We start from the raw sequence: 14,321 nt of genomic DNA, 5'->3' as shown, positions 1-14,321 counted from the left end.
CGCTCCGGAAGCCGCCATGCAGAACAAGGTGATCGAGCTGAAGCCTGCCGCCGCAGACCGGCGATATCGGGTCCTCGCGGAGGCGCTGACCGATCTCGCGATCTGCACGCTCGACCCCCAGGGGCGGATCGAGAGCTGGAACCCCGGCGCGGAGCGTCTGCTCGGCTTCTCGGCCGCCGAGGCGATCGGCCAGCCATTCACACGCGTCCATGCCGGGGAGCGGCAGGCGGCGGCGGCGCTCGCGGCGGCGGCCGAGTCGGGGCGGCACGAGACCGAAGGCTGGCGGACGCGGCGGGACGGCTCCCGCTTCTGGGCCGCCTCCGTGCTGGTGGCGGCGCGCGACGAAGCGGGCCGGGTCACGGGCTTCGCCGAACTCACGCGCGACGTCTCCGCCCGGCGCGAGGCGGAGCTTCGCCTGACCGACAGCGAGCGTCGCTTCCGCATCCTCGTCGAGGGCGTCACCGACTACGCGATCTTCATGCTCGACACCGACGGCCGGGTGACCAACTGGAACCCGGGTGCCGAGCGGATCAAGGGCTACACCGCGGAGGAGGCGGTCGGCACCCACTTCTCGCGCTTCTACACCCCGGAGGACCGGGCGGCGGACCGGCCGACGCGCGCCCTCGCCACCGCCGCGCGCACGGGCCGCTTCGAGACCGAGGGCTGGCGCGTCCGCAAGGACGGCAGCCGCTTCTGGGCGAGCGTGGTGATCGACGCGATCCGCGACGAGGAAGGCCGGCTGATCGGCTTCGCCAAGATCACCCGCGACGTCACCGAAACGCGCGAGGCGCAGCGCAGGCTGGAGGAGAGCGAGCGGCACTTCCGCCTGCTGGTGCAGAGCGTGACGGACTACGCGATCTTCATGCTCGACCTGAGCGGGCGGGTGACGAGCTGGAACGAGGGCGCGCGCCGGATCACCGGCTACGCCGCCGGAGAGATCATCGGCGAGCACGTCTCCCGCTTCCACACCGAGGAGGACCGCGCCGCGGGGATGCCGGCCCGCGGCCTCGTCCTCGCCGCGGGCGAGGGGCGGTTCGAGGCCGAGGGCTGGCGCGTCCGCAAGGACGGCAGCCGCTTCTGGGCGAGCGTGGTGATCGAGCCGGTGCGCGACGAGGCGGGCCGGCTGATCGGCTTCGCCAAGGTCACCCGCGACATCAGCGAGCGGCGCGAGGCGCAGCGCGCGCTCGAGGAGATGCGCGAGCAGCTCTCGCAGGCCCTGCGGCTGGAGGCGGTCGGCCAGCTCACCGGCGGCGTGGCGCACGACTTCAACAACCTGCTGCAGGTGATCGACGGCGGCCTGCGGCTGCTGGAGAGGCGCTTCCCGAAGGAGGCGGGAAAGGCGACGGAGATAATCGCGAGCATGCGGCAGGCGACGGCGCGCGGCGCGAGCCTGACGCGCCAGCTGCTCGCCTTCGCGCGCCGCCTGCCGCTGCGCGCCGAGGTCGTGGACACTGCCGCGCGGCTGCGCGAGATCGCCGCACTGGCGGCGCGCTCGCTGCGCGGCGACATCCGCATCGAGACCGACATCCCGGACGGGCTGTGGCCGATCGAGGTGGACCCGGCGCAGTTCGAGCTCGCGCTGCTGAACGTCGCGATCAACGCGCGGGACGCCATGCCGCGGGGCGGCGTGCTGCGGATCGCGGCCGAGAACGCCACCCTGCACGCGCCCGGGGAAGGCCTCGAGGGCGATTGCGTCGTGATCCGCGTCGGCGACACGGGGACCGGCATCCCGAGGGAGCTCCTCGGCAGGGTGCTGGAGCCGTTCTTCACCACCAAGCCGCCGGGCAAGGGTACCGGCCTCGGCCTCAGCCAGGCATTCGGATTCGCCAGGCAGTCGGGAGGGGCGCTCGGCATCGAGAGCGAGGTCGGCCGGGGCACCACGGTGACCTTCCGCCTGCCGGCCACGAAGCGGTCCCCGGTCTCCCGCACGCAGCGCGACGCCGCCGCGGCCGGGCCGCAGGACTCCGGCCCGGCGGCGCCCGTCCGGGTGCTGGTGGTGGACGACGACCCGACCGTGGCCCGGCTCGCGGCGGAGCTGCTGGAGGGGGCGGGCCACAGGGCGACCGCGGTGCCCGACGCGCGGGCGGCGCTCGAGCTGCTGGAGCGGAGCCGCGGCGCGGACTTCGACCTGGTGTTCACCGACGTGCTGATGCCGGGCGGGATCAGCGGCCTCGACCTGGCGCGCGCGATCCGCGCGCGATGGCCGCTGCTGCCGGTACTCCTCGCCTCCGGCTACGCCGGGTCCTACGCGGGCGCGGCGGCGCGGGAGCTGCCGGTGGTGCACAAGCCATACTCGGAGGCCGAGCTGCTGCGCGCGGTCGCGAAGCTCTCGCGGGGCCGCGGGTAGGCAGGGACGGACCGGAGCGGGATCGGCCACCCCGCCTCTCGGCGGTCGCCGAGGTCGAAGAGGGCGGCGCCGCGGACCCCGATTCGGGCCGCGTCCGATCTGGGCGGGCGGAGGCGATGGCCGCGGGGGGCGGCGGCAAGTGCCAGAGACCATCCCCTCGCCCCGCTGCCGCCCTGCGCGCCCGAGTGGAACCCGCCCAAGCGCGCCTGGCGCCGGCTGCGCGAGCGACACCTCGGCCACCGGCTCCTCGGCGACTACGACCGGGTCGGCGCGACACGCCGCTCTGCCTGGAACGCGCTCGCCTCCAGCGCCTCGGCTCGCTCGTCGCCCCCCCACGTGCGACATGTCGGGATTGAATGTCGGGATTGAGGCCGGCCGGCATCAGTCCGCGCTGGCGGCGGCCCGCCGGGCCGCCGCGGCAGGATCGGCGGCGGCAGGCGCCGCGGCGCGCAACGTCTCGGCGACGGTCCGGGCGAAGGCCACGCCCTGCTCGAGGAAGAAGGCGAGCGCCGCGCCCTCGTTCTGGAACATCACCGTCCGCCGCGCGCCCTCGGCCGTGACGAGCAGGACGGCGTAGCCGCGGTTCTGCGGCAGGCAGAGCAGGCTCGCGCCTGCCTCCACGCCCGCCGCGGTGCGGACGGCGACGGCGAAGGGCGGCGCCTCCCGGTCGTTCGCCGCCGTCTCGATCGCCTCGGGCAGCCAGTCGGGCTGGCGCATCGAGGAGAACGACCCGTGGTCGCGGGTGAAGATGTGTGACGCCATGGGAAGGTCTCGGCCGCCTTCTCGTCGCCCCCGGCGGGGCAAGGGGAAACGATCGGACGGGAAACGACCGCGGCGGGACAAGTCACGATCCCGTGCGGCCGCGCAACGGCCGCCCCCCGGTCAGACCGTGAAGTACTTCGCGCGCGGATGGTGCAGCACGATCGCGCTCGTGGACTGCTCCGGATGGAGCTGCCATTCGTCCGAGAGGGTGACGCCGATCCGCTCCGCGCCGAGCAGCCGCAGCAGCGGCGCCTGGTCCTCCAGCCGCGGGCAGGCGGGGTAGCCGAAGGAGTAGCGGCCGCCGCGGTAGCCCTGGCTCAGCATCCGCTCCATGTCGCGGTCGTCCTCCGCGGCGAAGCCCCATTCGGCGCGGATGCGCTTGTGGACGTATTCGGCCAGGCCCTCGGCCATCTCGACGCCGAGGCCGTGCAGGTAGAGGTAGTCCTGGTAGCGGTTCTCCTCGAACCACCGGCGCGCCACCTCGGAGGCCTTCTGGCCGACGGTGACGACCTGCAGGCCGATGACGTCGCGGTTCTCCGGCCCGTCCTCGATGTCGCGCACGAAGTCGGCGATGCACTCGCCGTCCGGCTTGGGCTGGCGCGGCAGGGTGAAGCGCGCGACCTCGGTCACGCCGTCCGGCTCGAACAGGACCAGGTCGTTGCCCTGGCCGGCGCACTTCCAGTGGCCGTAGACGGCCTGGGGGCGGAGGATGTCCTGCTCCTCGCAGAGCGCGAGCATGCGCCGGAGCACCGGGCGCAGCTCCTGCTTCGCCCAGCCGAGGAAGTCCTCCAGCGAGCGGCCCTGCTTCCGGAAGCCCCACTGGAATTGGTAGAGGCTGCGCTCGTTGATGAAGGGCACGATGGCGCGCGGCGCGGCGGAGAGGATGCGCGGGCCCCAGAAGGGCGGCACCGGCACCGGCTCCCCCGCCGTGAGGCGGCGGCGGCGCGCCTGGGCGTAGCCGAGGTCCACCGGGGCGAAGCCGCGCGGGTCGGCGAGGCCGAGGGTGCGCTTCTCGTTGCGCGCCTTGCCGCGGCGCCTGGCCTGCACGGCGGCGAGGTAGTCGTCGAAGCCGTTGCCGACCACCTTGTCCATCAGGTGCAGGCCGTCGAAGGCGTCGCGGGCATAGGCGACGCGGCCGCAGGCGTAGGCGCGGACGCAGTCCTCCTCGACGTAGTTGCGGGTCAGCGCGGCGCCGCCGAGCAGGACGGGGATGTCGAGGTCCTGGCGCGACATCTCCTCGAGGTTCTCGCGCATCACCACGGTGGACTTCACCAGCAGGCCGGACATGCCGATGGCGTGCGCCCGGTGCTCCTTCGCCGCGGCGATCATGTCGGCGAGCGGCACCTTGATGCCGAGGTTGACCACCCGGTAGCCGTTGTTGGTGAGGATGATGTCCACCAGGTTCTTGCCGATGTCGTGCACGTCGCCCTTGACCGTGGCGAGCACGATCGTGCCCTTCTCCTGGCCGGCGACGCGCTCCATGAAGGGCTCGAGGTGGGCGACGGCGGCCTTCATCGTCTCGGCCGACTGCAGCACGAAGGGGAGCTGCATCCTGCCCGCGCCGAACAGCTCGCCCACCGTCTTCATGCCGTCGAGCAGGATGGTGTTGATGATGTCGAGCGGCGGGTAGCGCCTCAGCGCCTCGTCGAGGTCGGCCTCCAGCCCCTTGCGGTCGCCGTCCACGATGCGGTCCTTGAGGCGCTGCTCGACGGTGTCGGCGCGCTTGCGCGCGGCGGCGTCGGCGGCCTTGCGGCCGGCGAACATCTCCAGCATGCGGGCGAGCGGGTCGTAGCCCTCGCGCCTGCGGTCGAAGATCAGGTCCTCGGCGACCTGCACCTCCTCCGGCGCGATCTGGTGCAGGGGTCGGATCTTGCTCACGTGGACGATTGCGCCCGTCATCCCCGCGCGCACGGCGTGGTCGAGGAAGACGCTGTTCAGCACGTGGCGCGCGGCCGGGTTGAGGCCGAAGGAGATGTTGGAGAGGCCGAGGATGATCTGGACGTCCGGGAACTCCTCCCGGATCATGCGGATGCCCTCGAGCGTCCAGAGGCCGAGCCTGCGGTCGTCCTCGTTGCCGGTGGCGATGGTGAAGGTGAGCGGGTCGAGCAGCAGGTCGGACGGCGGCAGGCCGTGGCGGCCGCAGGCGAAGTCCACCAGGCGGCGGGCGATGCGGAGCTTGTCCTCCGCCGTCTTCGCCATGCCCTGCTCGTCGATGGTCAGCGCGATCACCGCGGCGCCGAACTTCCGCGCCAGCACCATGCGGTCGTGCGCGTGCCGCTCGCCGTCCTCGAAGTTGATCGAGTTGATGATCGGCTTGCCGCCGTGCAGCTTCAGCGCCGCCTCGATCACCGGCGTCTCGGTGGAGTCGATCACCAGCGGCGCGTTGACGCTGCTGGTGAAGCGCTTCACCACCTCCACCATCTCGCCGAGCTCGTCGCGGCCGACGAAGGCGGTGCAGAGGTCGAGGGCGTTGGAGCCCTCCGCCACCTGCTCGCGCCCCATCGCCACGCAGCCGTCCCAGTCGTGCGCCGCCTGGCGCTCGCGCCAGGCCTTGGAGCCGTTGGCGTTGCAGCGCTCGCCGATGGAGAAGTAGCTGTTCTCCTGGCGCAGCGCGACGGCGCCGTAGAGGGAGGCGACGGAGGGCACCCACACCGCCTTGCGCGCCGCCGGCGCCGGGCGCGGCTGGCCGAGCCTCCGCAGCATCGCGTCCAGCGCCGCGATGTGCGGCGTCGAGGTGCCGCAGCAGCCGCCGATCAGGTTGACGCCGTCCTCGCGCACGAAGCGCTCCATCCAGACGGCCATCTCCTCGGCGCCGAGCGGGTAGTGCGTCCTCCCGTCCACCAGCTCCGGCAGGCCGGCATTGGGCTGCACGGAGATCAGGCCCGGCCAGTTCTGCGACAGCCAGCGCACGTGCTCGGCCATCTCCTGCGGCCCGGTCGCGCAGTTGAGGCCGATCAGCGGCACGTCGAGGGCGTGCGCGACCGTCGCCGCGGCGGCGATGTCGGGGCCGACGAGCAGCGTCCCCGTCGTCTCCACCGTCACCTGCACGAGGATCGGGACGTCGCGCCCCGCCTCGGCCCGCGCCGCCTTCGCCGCGTTCACCGCGGCCTTGATGTAGAGCGTGTCCTGGTTGGTCTCGGTCAGCAGCGCGTCGGCGCCGCCGGCGATCAGGCCGCGGCACTGCTCGGTCAGCGCCGCCTCCAGCGCGTCGTAGGCGATGTGGCCGAGGCTCGGCAGCTTGGTCCCCGGGCCGATGTCGCCGATCACCCAGCGGTCGCGCCCGTCGGCGAAGCCCTCCGCCGCCTCGCGCGCCAGCTCGACGGCGATCCGGTTGATCTCGAAGGCGCGCTCGGCGAGGCCGAACTCGGCGAGGGTGACGGGGGAGCCGCCGAAGCTGTTGGTCAGCACCATGTCGGCGCCGGCCTCGAAGTAGCCGCGGTGGATCGCGCGCACCAGGTCGGGGCGGGAGAGGTTCAGGACCTCGGTGCAGTTCTCCTTGCCCCAGAAGTCCTTCTCGATGTCGAGCGCCATGGCCTGCACGCGGCTGCCCATGCCGCCGTCGCAGAGCAGCACGCGGTCGCGGAGGGCGTCGAGGAGATGCGGTCGAGCCATGCGGCGGCGCCCCTTCAGAAGGCGAGCACGGAGACGGGCCCGCGCCGGCGCCGCGCCGACCACAGGCGCACCGGGATCGGGCCGCCCTCGATGGCGACGGTCGCGGCCGGCACGCAGCCCGCGGCGCCGAGCCAGCCGGCGAGGGCGGCGTCGTCGAAGCCGGGCCAGCGGTGGGCGAAGCGGCCCATCATGTCGGTGCGCCCGTGCGGCGCGAGGTCCACGACGAGCAGCAGGCCGCCCGGCACGGCGACCCGCGCAGCCTCGGCGAGCGCGGCCGCCGGGTCCTCGGCGTAGTGCAGCACCATCTGCAGCGTCACCGCGTCGAAGGCGGCGTCGGGCAGCGGCAGGCGGTACATGTCGGCCTGGCGGACGGCGCAGTGGGAGAGGTGCCGCTCGGCCAGGCGGGCGCGCGCCAGCGCCAGCATCTCGCGGCTCGCGTCCACGCCGAGGGCGCTCTCGACGCGCGGCGCCACCAGCTCCAGCAGCCGGCCGGTGCCGGTGCCGATGTCGAGCAGCTTGCCGACGCGCGGCGGCAGGGCGGCGAGCAGCGCCTCCTCGATCGCCGCGGCGGGGAGGTCGAGGGCGCGGGTCTCGTCCCACTCGGCGCCCTGGCGGCGGAAGGCCTCGGAGGCCTCGCGCGCCCGCTCGGCGGCGAGGCGCACGGCGGCGCGGCGGTCGGCGGCGAGCAGGGGGTCGTCCTCCGGCAGCCGGGCGAGGATGGCGCGGGCGAGGTCGCCCTGGGCGGGCACCTGGAACCAGGCGTTGGCGCCCTCCGGCGTGCGCTCGAGCAGCCCGGCCTCGACCAGGAGCTTCAGGTGGCGGGAGAGGCGGGGCTGGGACTGGCCGAGCAGGGCGCAGAGGTCGGAGACGCGCCAGGCGCCGCGGGCGCAGAGGGCGAGCAGGCGGAGCCGGGTGGGCTCGGCGGCGGCGCGGAGCTGGGCGAGGAGATCCTGCATCGGCGGGTTGCGTGTCGCATAAACATATCTTTATGTCCAGTCGGATGACCGCCGGCCCCCTCCCGCCCGACCCCCGCATCCCCGTCCGCCTGCTCGCCCCCGGCGAGCCGCCGCCGGCGGGCGCGGCCGTGCTCGCCGAGGGCGAGCCCCCTCCCCTGCCGCCGGATGGCCGGCCGGTGGCGCGGTTCGACCTGCCCGCCTCGGGCCACGCGCTCGGCTGCGCCTGCTGCGCGCCGCGCAACCCGGCGGCGGTGGCGCTCGACCGGCTGTTCCTGATGCGGGTGCGCGGCGAGACGGCGTTCTTCGCGGAAGTGGCCGCGATCGCCCGCAGCGAGAGGGGCGCCGCGGCGATCCGCGCCGCCCTCGCCGGCGATCCGCTCGCCCGGGCGCGCTTCCGGGCGGCCTGAAGCCGTTTGCCGCGCGCGGCCCGGCAAGCCGGGTCCGGCCTGCCGCGACTTCGGCCTGCCGGGCCGCAAGGACGGCGATCGGCGGCGCCCGACGAGAGGGGGCGGGAAGAGGGGGGTTGCCGATGACATTGCCACCGCGGCGGTTATCCTGGTCGGGCTCACCGGCGGGAGGACGGGGTTGGCGGATTTCCTTCCCGAACCTTATGCGGCCTATGGCAGCAACCTCTGCCCAGAGCAGATGCTCCGCCGCTGCCCGCAGGCCGAGGTGGCGGGCAGCCTCCTCCTGCCCGGCTGGCGCCTGAGGATCGGGCGCTTCGCGTCCATCGAACCCGCCCCGGGAGCCTTCTGCCCGGTCGGGCTTTGGCGCATCACCGCCGCCTGCCTTGCGGCGCTCGATCGCTTCGAAGGCGCCAACCCCGATGAGGGTGCCAAGCGGCGGAAAGAACCGGCCTACGAGCGGAAGAAGATCGCTCTGCCCGACGGCCGCAAGGCCCGGATCTACATCGAAAACACGCGCCGCGACGGCCCCCCGTCCGAGGAGTACGTCGCCCGGCTGCGACGCGGCTACCGCTTCTTCGGCTTCGATCCCGCGCCGCTCGAGGAGGCGCTCGCCCGCGCGGGCTTCGGCGCCGCCTGACGGGGCGCGGCAGCGTCGGGCGCGCACCGCCCCCCGTACCGCCGCCGCGCCCCCGCACGGCGCGCCGGGGAGCGGATCGCGGAGGGGCGGCACCAGCGGAAAGGGGGCTTCCCCGCACGCAGCCGCGCGCACATGGGGCCCGCCCGCGCGGCCTCCCGGCGCGAGAGGCGGTCGCGCCGCGGCCGCCGCGGCAGCGGGGCGCGCGACGCCGCCGCGGTCACTCCGGCGGCAGCGTCCGGTCCCCGGCGCCGAGCGGCCGCTGCATGTACACCACGTCGAGCCAGCGGCCGAACTTCAGCCCGGCCGACCTCAGCACCCCGACGCGGCGGAAGCCGAGCGAGAGGTGCAGCCCGATCGAGCCCGCATTCTCCGAATCGCCGATCACCGCGACCATCTGGCGGAAGCCCTGCGCCTCGGCGCGCTCGATCAGCGCCGCGACCAGCGCCTTGCCCACCCCCTGGCCGCGCTGGTCCTCGCGCACATAGACCGAGTCCTCGGCGGTGAAGCGGTAGGCGGAGCGGTCGCGGATCCGGGTGTAGTAGGCGAAGCCGACCACCTCGCCGGCCTCGTTCTCGGCGACCAGCCAGGCGCAGCCCGCGCCCTGCACGCGGGCGAGGCGCGCGGCCATCTCCGCGGCATCGGGCTCCGCCTCCTCGAAGGTGCCGGTGCCGGTGCGGACGTGGTGGGCGTAGATCGCGGTGATGGCGGCGATGTCGCCGGGCGCGGCGGCGTTCGCGTCGCGGATGCGCATGGATCGGCGGGCTCCTGCTGCGCCCCGCTTAGGGCGGGCGCGACGCCGCGGCAAGCAGCGCGGCGCGCCGCGCCTCAGACCGGCAGGCCGAGCGCCTCCGCCACGCGCTCCGCCAGGGCGAGCAGCGCACGGTCGCGGCCCGGCGCCGCGGTGAGGGACAGCCCGACCGGCGCGCCCTCCGCCCGGCCCGCGGGCAGCGTCACCTCGCACAGGCCGGCGAGGCCGGCGATCGCGGTCACGCCGATGGTCCGCTCGCGCACCGCGTTCTGCTCCGGCAGTCCGATGCCGAGCCTCGGCGCGGGAATGGGCGAGGTCGGATAGACCAGCACCGCGCCGCCGGCGAGGAGCGACTGCAGCCGCGCCTGCGCCACGCGGCGGAAGGCGCGGCCAGCGGCCGCCTTCGCCGGGTCCATCGCCCGCGCCAGGGCGAAGCGCTCGGCGACGCCGGGGCCGAGCCGCGGCTCGGTCGCCGTGATCCAGGGGCCGAGGGTGGTCCAGGCCTCCTCCGCCATGGAGCAGCGGTAGGCCTCGTAGAAGGCATCGAGCCCCTCCGGCGCGACCTTGACCGCGAGCGCGGGGCCAAGGACGCGCTCCGCCGCCGACAGCGCCGGGGCGAGCGCGGCGGCGGTGGCCGGCAGCGCGTTCACCCAGGCCTCCTGCACCTTCAGCAGCGGGCCGAGCGCGGCCTCGGGACCGGGCGGCAGCAGCACCTCGCCGGCGCGGCGCAGGACCGAGGCGCGGGCGGCGAACCAGCCGGCGGTGTCGTAGCTCGGCGCGAGGGGGCAGGCGCCGACCAGGCTCACCGCCCCCCAGGTGGGTCGGATGCCGTAGACGCCGCAGTAGCTCGCCGGGATGCGCACCGAACCCGCGGTGTCCGAGCCCATCGCCAGGTCCACGAGGCCCGCCGCCACCGCCACGGCCGAGCCGCAGGAGGAGCCGCCGGGGAAGCGGTCCGGCGCCGCCGGGTTGACCGGCGTGCCGTACCAGACGTTCTCCCCGGTCATGCCGTAGGCCAGCTCGACCGTCTTGGTCTTGCCGCGGAGGTCGGCCCCGGCGTCGAGGAGCTGGCGCACCACGGTGGCGTGCCCGGCCGCCGGCGGATGGGTGCGGGCCCAGTCCGGGTTGCCGTAGCCGGTGACCTGGCCGGCGACGTCGTAGAGGTCCTTCACGGCGAAGGTGAGTCCGGCGAGCGGGCCACCGGCGGCGCCGGCGATCTCGACGGGCGGGCCCGGCAGGAAGGCTCCGAAGGCGTCTGCGATCATGGGGCGTCGATCCTCCGGGTGGCGGGCGGTCCGGCGGGCGGGCCGCAACGTTGCGCGAGTCGGGAGGCGAAGACAACGCCCGTCCCGACCGTGGCGCCGCGACGGGCGACACCTGCGCGAAACGGAGGAAACCGCTTGCCCGTCCGCGCGAAACCGTCTGGCAACGCACGGCGGATAGGCTCGCGCCGGGCCCGGAAGCGCGAGGCGCGCGGGCCGACCGGAGGGAGCCCCGCGATGCGCCGCCGCCCCATCCTTCGCTTCGCTGCCGCCGGCCGCGATTCCTGCGGGAGGGCGGCAGGGCCGATCCCCGGCCCGATCGCCGCCGACTGGCCTCCTGGATCGGCGCGGAGCCGCGCATGGCCCCTGCCGGGCCCCGCATCCCTCGCCCGGGCCATCCTGGAACGGGTGCGGCGCGCCGTCCGCCAGGCGCGCTACCGCCCCGAGAGGCACTACATGCGCGGCGGCCGGGGCGCCGGCGCCGCGGCGCGGTGAGCGGCGACCTGCCTCACCCCCGGCGCGCCAGGGGTCGGAGCGCGCGGCCCGAGGCGTCGAAGTTGGAGTCGTCGAGCCAGGCGAGGATGGCGTCGCGCCGCGCCGGCCACTCGTCCGCCAGGATCGAGAACATCGCGGTGTCCCGGCGCCGGCCCTTGACCACCAGGTGGGCGCGCAGCGTGCCCTCGTAGATGAAGCCCAGCCGGTCCGCGGCGCGGCGGGAGGGCGCGTTCAGCGCGTTGCACTTCCACAGCAGGCGCCGGTAGCCGAGCTCGTCCATGGCGTGGCGCATCAGGATGAACATCGCCTCGGTCGCCGCGCGGGTGCGCTGCAGCCGCGGCGGGAACCAGATGTTCCCGATCTCGATCGCGGCGTTGGCGGGCTGGATGTCCATCAGCGTGAGCCAGCCGTCCGCGGTGCCGGTCGCGTGCGGGCGGACGGCCCAGGCCATCGGGTCGTGCTGGGTGGAGAAGGCGGCGAGGTGGGCGCGGAACGCCGCCTTGGTCGCGAACGGGCCGTAGCCGAGATAGGTCCAGCTCGCGTCGGCGCCCTGCGCGGCCTGCCAAAGCTCGTCGAGATGGGCGAGGCCGAGCGGCTCCAGCGTCACGCTCGCGCCGTGGTGGGGGACGCGCGCCGGCAGCGGACGCGGGGTGGGGTCCACTGGCTCGCCGAGGGGAAGGTCGGGAGAGGTGGTCATCGCGCCGGGCTCCGAAACTCTGGCGCGCAACGATGGACCGGGGCAGCGCCGAATGCCAGCGCATGCGGGGCGCGCCCGCGTTGCCGCGGCGCCCCGGGCCCGGCGCCGGCCGGCCCGGCGGACACAGCATGCGCCGGACCCGGGGCGCCGCCGCCAACTCCGCGGTTGCGCCGGCTTGCGCGCCGCAGCATATGCGGGCGCCATGACCAGCCCCGCCGCCGCCACCGCCGCCACCGCCCGCATCGCCCAGCCGGCCGCGCCCCCCCCGGCCGCGCTGTTCCGGGAGCGGGTGCTGACGGTCCATCACTGGACGGAGTCGCTGTTCTCCTTCACCTGCACCCGCGACCCCGCCTTCCGCTTCCAGGCCGGCCAGTTCGCCATGATCGGCCTGATGGTCGAGGGCAGGCCGCTGCTGCGCGCCTACTCCATGGTCAGCGCGCCCTACGAGGAGCACCTCGAGTTCCTCTCGATCAAGGTGCCCAACGGCCCCCTCACCTCGCGCCTGCAGCACATCCGGCCGGGCGACGAGGTGCTGGTCGGGCGCAAGGCCACCGGCACGCTGGTCGTGGACAACCTGCTGCCCGGCCGGACGCTCTGGATGCTCGGCACCGGCACCGGCCTCGCCCCGTTCATGAGCCTGGTGAAGGAGCCGGAGGTCTACGACCGCTTCGAGCGGGTGGTGCTGACCCACACGGTGCGCGAGGTCGCCGAGCTCGCCTACCACGATTACCTCACGCGCGAGCTGCCGCAGCACGAGTTCCTCGGCGGGATGGTGCGCGAGAAGCTGCTCTACTACCCCTCGGTGACGCGGGAGGCCTTCCACACCCGGGGGCGGATCACCGACCTGATCCGCTCCGGCAGGCTGTTCGCGGACCTCGGCCTGCCGCCCTTCCGGATCGAGGAGGACCGGGTGATGCTCTGCGGCAGCCCGGCGCTGCTCGCCGACGCGCGCGGCCTCCTGGAGGGACAGGGCTTCGTCGAGGGCTCGGGCAGTGCGCCGGGGCACTACGTGATCGAGCGCGCCTTCGTGGAGAAGTAGGCCCGCCGGCCGGCGGGCTGCCGGCGCCCGCGGCCGGCCCGGCGGCGCCCGCGGCCGAGGCGGTCTTCATGTTGTTTTTTCCCGCGATCTCCGATACGGCAGCTTGCGCCAGTCTTTGGCGCACGGGCCGCCGATGGTGCCCGTTTCCTTTGCCGGGATGGGAGAGGACGCGAATGGCTGACAAGAACGCAACCCCCGGGCGTCGCGGGCTGCTGCGGGCCGCCGCCGTCAGCGCGGTCGGCGCGGCCGTGCTCGCGAAGCCGAATGTGAGCCGGGCGCAGACGACGACGCTGCGCTTCCAGTCCACCTGGCCGCAGCGGGACATCTTCCACGAGTTCGCGCAGGACTACGTGAGCCGCGTGAACCAGATGGCGGGCGGGCGGCTGCGCCTCGAGCTGCTGCCGGCCGGCGCCGTGGTCGGCGCCTTCCAGCTCCTCGACGCGGTCTCGGCCGGGACGCTCGACGGCGGCCACGGCGTCTCCGCCTACTGGTTCGGGAAGCACAAGGCGTTCAGCCTGTTCGGCACGCCGCCGGCCTGGTTCGGCGACGCGCACCAGTACCTCGGCTGGTTCCACTACGGCGGCGGGCGCGAGCTCTACAACGAGCTGATCGGCGAGGTCCTCCGCGTCAACGTGGTCGGCTTCCAGACCGGGCCGATGCCGACCCAGCCGCTCGGCTGGTTCAAGACCCGCATCGAGAGGGTCGAGCAGCTGCGCGGCCTGAAGTTCCGCACGGTCGGCCTCGCGACCGACCTGTTCAACGTGCTCGGCGCCGCGGTCACGGCGCTGCCGGGCGGCGAGATCGTGCCGGCGCTCGAGCGCGGGGTGATCGACGGGGCGGAGTTCAACAATCCCTCCTCGGACCGCGTGCTCGGCTTCCCGGACGTGGCCAAGATCTACATGATCCAAAGCTACCACCAGAACACCGAGACCTTCGAGATCCTGTTCAACAAGACCCGCTACGAGAGCCTGCCGGAGGAGCTGCAGGCGATCCTCCGGATCGCGGCGGAGGCCGCCTCGGCCGACATGTCCTGGAAGCAGCAGGACCGCTACTCGAAGGACCTGCAGGAGATGGTGCAGCGCCAGGGCGTGCAGGTGCACACCACGCCGCGGCCGATCCTCGAGGCGCAGCTCCGCGCCTGGGACCAGGTGGTGCGCAACCTGGAGAGCGAGCCGTTCTTCAAGAAGGTCTGCGACAGCCAGCGCGAATGGTGCCGCCGCGTCGGCGCCTTCTACCTGCGCTTCAGCGCCAGCCCGGCGCTGGCCTACAACCACTTCTTCGCGCGCCAGGGCTGAGCCGCCCGGCGCGGAGGGCGCCCGCCCCGCCGGTCCGGGGCGGGCGCTGCCGTGTCCATCCGGC

Annotated in this window: 11 protein-coding genes; 5 read left to right on the top strand and 6 right to left on the bottom strand. The window is 74.4% G+C overall.

Features of this window, described 5'->3' with window-relative positions; translation table 11 throughout:
• The first annotated feature begins 16 nt into the window (after positions 1-16).
• Complete coding sequence (locus IEX99_RS03500) at positions 17-2,347, top strand: PAS domain S-box protein (protein ID WP_188898532.1); 2,331 nt, start codon at positions 17-19, stop codon at positions 2,345-2,347.
• A 381-nt stretch (positions 2,348-2,728) separates the two neighbouring features.
• Here IEX99_RS03500 and IEX99_RS03495 read toward each other — a convergent pair whose 3' ends face one another.
• The 3 genes from IEX99_RS03495 to IEX99_RS03485 all read right to left on the bottom strand — a co-directional run bounded on the left by IEX99_RS03495 (position 2,729) and on the right by IEX99_RS03485 (position 7,677).
• The gene (locus IEX99_RS03495; RefSeq protein WP_188898530.1) at positions 2,729-3,109 is read right to left on the bottom strand and encodes a hypothetical protein; all 381 of its coding nucleotides are present in this window, start codon (positions 3,107-3,109) and stop codon (positions 2,729-2,731) included.
• Between the two features lie 120 nt (positions 3,110-3,229).
• Positions 3,230-6,721, bottom strand: coding sequence for a methionine synthase (gene metH, locus IEX99_RS03490; protein WP_188898528.1), 3,492 nt, complete (start codon positions 6,719-6,721; stop codon positions 3,230-3,232).
• A 14-nt stretch (positions 6,722-6,735) separates the two neighbouring features.
• Complete coding sequence (locus IEX99_RS03485; RefSeq protein ID WP_188898526.1) at positions 6,736-7,677, bottom strand: ArsR/SmtB family transcription factor; 942 nt, start codon at positions 7,675-7,677, stop codon at positions 6,736-6,738.
• A gap of 44 nt (positions 7,678-7,721) precedes the next feature.
• On the opposite strand from IEX99_RS03485, the gene IEX99_RS03480 reads away from it, so the two are divergent.
• Positions 7,722-8,084: a hypothetical protein gene (locus IEX99_RS03480; RefSeq protein WP_229677785.1), complete on the top strand. Its 363-nt coding sequence runs from the start codon at positions 7,722-7,724 to the stop codon at positions 8,082-8,084.
• A 178-nt stretch (positions 8,085-8,262) separates the two neighbouring features.
• On the top strand, positions 8,263-8,721 hold the full coding sequence (locus IEX99_RS03475; RefSeq protein ID WP_188898522.1) for a gamma-glutamylcyclotransferase family protein: 459 nt from the start codon (positions 8,263-8,265) through the stop codon (positions 8,719-8,721).
• A 217-nt stretch (positions 8,722-8,938) separates the two neighbouring features.
• Here IEX99_RS03475 and IEX99_RS03470 read toward each other — a convergent pair whose 3' ends face one another.
• The 3 genes from IEX99_RS03470 to IEX99_RS03460 form a co-directional block, all read right to left on the bottom strand.
• Positions 8,939-9,472, bottom strand: a complete 534-nt coding sequence (locus IEX99_RS03470; RefSeq protein WP_188898520.1) for a GNAT family N-acetyltransferase — start codon at positions 9,470-9,472, stop codon at positions 8,939-8,941.
• Positions 9,473-9,546: 74 nt separating this feature from the next.
• Positions 9,547-10,734 carry an amidase gene (locus IEX99_RS03465; RefSeq protein WP_188898518.1) on the bottom strand — a complete coding sequence of 396 codons (1,188 nt, stop codon included), beginning with the start codon at positions 10,732-10,734 and terminating at the stop codon, positions 9,547-9,549.
• Positions 10,735-11,239: 505 nt separating this feature from the next.
• Positions 11,240-11,923: a GNAT family N-acetyltransferase gene (locus IEX99_RS03460; protein WP_188898516.1), complete on the bottom strand. Its 684-nt coding sequence runs from the start codon at positions 11,921-11,923 to the stop codon at positions 11,240-11,242.
• A 202-nt stretch (positions 11,924-12,125) separates the two neighbouring features.
• Here IEX99_RS03460 and IEX99_RS03455 point away from each other — a divergent pair, with 202 nt between their 5' ends.
• Entirely contained in the window at positions 12,126-12,962 is an 837-nt protein-coding gene (locus IEX99_RS03455) for a ferredoxin--NADP reductase (protein WP_188898514.1), read from the top strand.
• 173 nt (positions 12,963-13,135) lie between these two features.
• The gene (locus tag IEX99_RS03450; protein ID WP_188898512.1) at positions 13,136-14,257 is read left to right on the top strand and encodes a TRAP transporter substrate-binding protein; all 1,122 of its coding nucleotides are present in this window, start codon (positions 13,136-13,138) and stop codon (positions 14,255-14,257) included.
• The last annotated feature ends 64 nt before the right edge of the window (positions 14,258-14,321 follow it).

Origin of the sequence: Caldovatus sediminis (assembly GCF_014644455.1) — a bacterium.
Taxonomy (GTDB): domain Bacteria; phylum Pseudomonadota; class Alphaproteobacteria; order Acetobacterales; family Acetobacteraceae; genus Caldovatus; species Caldovatus sediminis.
The sequence above is the reverse complement of the archived record's forward strand: the minus strand, read 5'-3'. Positions and strand labels throughout refer to the sequence as shown.

Bases quoted from the DNA above. Each gene is read 5' to 3' on its own strand.
- IEX99_RS03500 (WP_188898532.1), top strand. From the start codon at position 17: ATGCAGAACAAGGTGATCGAGCTGAAGCCTGCCGCCGCAGACCGGCGA.
- IEX99_RS03495 (WP_188898530.1), bottom strand. From the start codon at position 3,109: ATGGCGTCACACATCTTCACCCGCGACCACGGGTCGTTCTCCTCGATG.
- metH (WP_188898528.1), bottom strand. From the start codon at position 6,721: ATGGCTCGACCGCATCTCCTCGACGCCCTCCGCGACCGCGTGCTGCTC.
- IEX99_RS03485 (WP_188898526.1), bottom strand. From the start codon at position 7,677: ATGCAGGATCTCCTCGCCCAGCTCCGCGCCGCCGCCGAGCCCACCCGG.
- IEX99_RS03480 (WP_229677785.1), top strand. From the start codon at position 7,722: ATGACCGCCGGCCCCCTCCCGCCCGACCCCCGCATCCCCGTCCGCCTG.
- IEX99_RS03470 (WP_188898520.1), bottom strand. From the start codon at position 9,472: ATGCGCATCCGCGACGCGAACGCCGCCGCGCCCGGCGACATCGCCGCC.
- IEX99_RS03465 (WP_188898518.1), bottom strand. From the start codon at position 10,734: ATGATCGCAGACGCCTTCGGAGCCTTCCTGCCGGGCCCGCCCGTCGAG.
- IEX99_RS03460 (WP_188898516.1), bottom strand. From the start codon at position 11,923: ATGACCACCTCTCCCGACCTTCCCCTCGGCGAGCCAGTGGACCCCACC.
- IEX99_RS03455 (WP_188898514.1), top strand. From the start codon at position 12,126: ATGACCAGCCCCGCCGCCGCCACCGCCGCCACCGCCCGCATCGCCCAG.
- IEX99_RS03450 (WP_188898512.1), top strand. From the start codon at position 13,136: ATGGCTGACAAGAACGCAACCCCCGGGCGTCGCGGGCTGCTGCGGGCC.